The organism is uncultured Enorma sp. (assembly GCA_905210055.1).
Taxonomy (GTDB): Bacteria; Actinomycetota; Coriobacteriia; order Coriobacteriales; family Coriobacteriaceae; genus Enorma.
In genome coordinates, this window is record CAJLVH010000175.1 from 1 (window position 1) to 3247 (window position 3247).

Below are 3247 nucleotides of genomic sequence, written 5' to 3' on the forward strand. Positions count from 1 at the left end.
GGCCTCGCTCACGGAGTCGGCGTCGCCGCAGAAGAGGTCGCAGGAGAGCCCGGCGTCGAGCAACGCATCGAGCCCGCGGTCGACCGCGACGACAGCGCAGCAACCAGCTGCCGCCTTCCTTAGGGTCTCGGCGCTCGAGCGCTCGGGCGACCCGCCCACGAGCAATACGGGAAGATGACTCAAAACGACCCCGTCCCCAAATGAGTCACCGAGAGCTCGGTGAACTCGTCGATGGGCACGTCGGCGAGGGCGAAGACCTCCTCGCGCGTGCCTCGGCCGTGCGGGTCGTAGATCCCGACGGTGCGGTACCCCGCGCCACCAGCGCTCTTTAGGCCGAACGGCGCGTCCTCGAAGACCCACACCTCGCCATGCGGCGGCTCTTCCACGCCGGCAAGCTCACATGCGCGCGCGAGCGCCAGGTTGTACACGTCGGGGAAGTCCTTCGAACGCCCCGCCATCTCGGTCGTCACGATGACCGGGAAGAAACGCTCGAAGTCGTTCGCCGCAAGCCCGGCGCGCACGAGGTGCTCGGGCGTCGACGTCGCGATCGCGCAGACGATGCCCGCCTGCTCTGCCTCCTCAAGAAACGCCCGCACGCCGACGCGCGCGCGAATGTTCGTGCGATACTCCTCGAGCAGCATGGCATCCAAACGCGCAAACACCGCAGCACCGGATTCGTCCACGCCCCATTCCTCGTGGTACGCCTTGCACTCGTCCTCAACGGAGAGCGATTCGAACTTCGCGAAATCGTCGGAGGTGAGATCCAGGCCGTAGCTCGCGAGGAGCTTGGGCTGGATATCGAGCCACATGCCCATCGAGTCGATGAGCGTGCCGTCGCAGTCGAAGATGAAGATCTGGGGCGCTGCCATGAAAGCCTCTCCTAACATGATGAACATCAGACCGGATGGATTCTATCATGTAATGATGATCGCGTCCGCATACCTTGTTCTATGCCCGTTGTCAAGTTCGCGCGCCCACGAACTAATCCCTACCGTCCCTCGCCTCGATGGTCCTCGAACGTGCCCGGGGTGGTATCCTAACCATGTCCAGGTTCAACCTGCGTCTCGCACGTGGAACGCAACCAATCGTCACGTTCAGGCGCCCGGAACCCGCGACATCTGCCTATGAGACGGCGGCCCTCGCAGGCCGCCAGGACGATTGGAAGTGCACGTGACCATGAGTGACACCTCGAACGCCGCAGCTCAGACGGGCAACTCGAACACCACCGCACAGGAGCCCTGCCTCATCATCACGGAGAACGACCGCTACCTCTTCGCGTCCGGCACCTGGAACCGCAGCTGGGAGAAGCTCGGGAGCCACCCGGATGTGCAGAACGGCACGCACGGCTGGCACTTCGCCGTGTGGGCACCCGGCGTGAGAAGCGTCCACGTCACCGGCCCCTTCAACAACTGGGATCCCTGGGCGTGCCCGCTCTCCCCGCTCGATTCGAGCGGCATCTGGCAGGGCTTCGTCGCCGGGCTTTCCGAAGGCGAACAGTACAAGTACGTCATCGAGACGAACGACGGCACGCTGCTATACAAGGCGGACCCGTACGGCTTCTATGCGGAAGAGGTTCCCGGCACCGCGTCGCGTCTCTACGAGATCACCGGCTACGCTTGGGGCGACGACGAGTGGCTCGAGCATCGTCGCGCGCACCCGCACATGACCCAACCCCTCAACATCTACGAGGTGCATCTGGGTTCCTGGAAGCGCCATGGCAACGATCCGCAGGGCGACCCCGGCCCGGATGGCACCTATCCCGGCCCCGGCGACCCGTTCCCCGCGCAACGCGGCACGTTCTACACCTACGACGACCTCTCCGTGGAGCTCGTGGACTACGTGCGATCCATGGGGTACACCCACATCGAGGTCATGCCCGTCATGGAACACCCCTTCGACGGTTCCTGGGGCTACCAGGGCACCGGCTACTACGCAGCAACCTCGCGCTACGGCGAACCTAAGCGGTTCATGCACTTCGTCGACGCCTGCCACCAGGCGGGCATCGGCGTCATCCTCGACTGGGTACCGGGCGGCTTCTGCGCGAACGCCGAGGGTCTCGCCACCTTCAACGGCAAGATGCTCTACGAGCGCGAGATCCATCCCAACTGGGGAACGCACAAGTTCGACTTCGGCCGTGGCGAGGTGCGGAGCTTCCTCATCTCGAACGCGCTCTTCTGGCTCGAGATGTTCCATGCCGACGGCATCCGCATGGACGGCGTCTCGAGCATGCTCTACCTCAACTTCGGCGTGGACGATCCCTCCCAGAAGAAGTTCAACAAATACGGCGACGAGGGCGACCTCGATGCCATCAGCTTCATCCAACAGGTGAACACCACCGTTAGTAGCGAGTTCCCAGACGTCATGATGATCGCCGAGGAATCCACCGCTTGGCCGGGCGTCACCTTGCCACCGAGCGAGAACGGCCTCGGCTTCCACTACAAGTGGGACATGGGCTGGATGAACGACACCCTGCGCTACATGCAGACCGACTTCCCCTGGCGCCCGGGCAACCACGGCATGCTCACGTTCACGTTCATGTATGCCTTCAGCGAGAACTTCATCATGCCGCTTTCCCACGACGAGGTCGTGAACGGCAAGTGCTCGCTCATCGGCCGCATGCCCGGCGACTGGTGGCGCCAGTTCGCGGGGCTGCGCACCCTCGCGCTCTACCAGGCGGCGCATCCCGGTGCTCAGCTCAACTTCATGGGCAACGAGATCGCTCAGGGCATCGAATGGCGCTACTACGAGTCCATCGAGTGGAACCTCGCCGAAGACCTCGACACGAACGCGCGTCATCGCGAGTTCATCCGCGCCCTCAACCACCTCTACCGCGACGAGCCCGCGTTCTGGGAGCACGCCTACACCGAGGAAGGGCTCCAGTGGATCGACGCGGACAACTCCGAGCAGTCCATCATCTCCTTCATCCGTCGCGGCAACGACCCGGCCGACGACCTCGTGATCATCATCAACTTCGATCCCGCCTCCTATGAGTCCTTCCACGTGGGCGTGCCCACGGAAGGCGAATGGAAGGTCATCTTCAATTCGGACGATTCGGAATTCGGCGGCAGCAACTTCACGGACAACATAAGCTACATGAGCGTTCCCTACCCCTGGAACGGACTCGACAACCAGATCACCATCGCGCTGCCCGGCCTTGCCGGTCTCGTGCTGAAGCGCCAAGGCCCGAGCTCCTTCGTGGCACCGAAGCCGAAGCGCCGCCGCGCGAAGCACGCGGTCGACCCCATCC

2 protein-coding genes and 1 pseudogene are annotated in these 3247 nt (G+C 63.7%); 1 reads left to right on the top strand and 2 read right to left on the bottom strand.

The features are described from left to right. Positions 1 to 183 (bottom strand): annotated as a pseudogene (locus QZ079_RS08775) (thiamine diphosphokinase); the annotation flags it as partial. Then, positions 180 to 869 (bottom strand): HAD family phosphatase, encoded by a 690-nt coding sequence (locus QZ079_RS08780; RefSeq protein ID WP_297037481.1) that lies wholly within the window; start codon positions 867 to 869, stop codon positions 180 to 182. The gene QZ079_RS08780 and the pseudogene QZ079_RS08775, both read right to left, overlap by 4 nt. 307 nt (positions 870 to 1176) lie before the next feature. Here QZ079_RS08780 and glgB point away from each other — a divergent pair. Beyond that, positions 1177 to 3247: 1,4-alpha-glucan branching protein GlgB (glgB, locus tag QZ079_RS08785; protein WP_297037482.1), on the top strand; the 2071-nt coding region annotated here is incomplete at its 3' end.

Excerpts from the sequence above, each read along its gene's own strand:
- QZ079_RS08780 (WP_297037481.1), bottom strand. The coding sequence starts at position 869 with ATGGCAGCGCCCCAGATCTTCATCTTCGACTGCGACGGCACGCTCATC.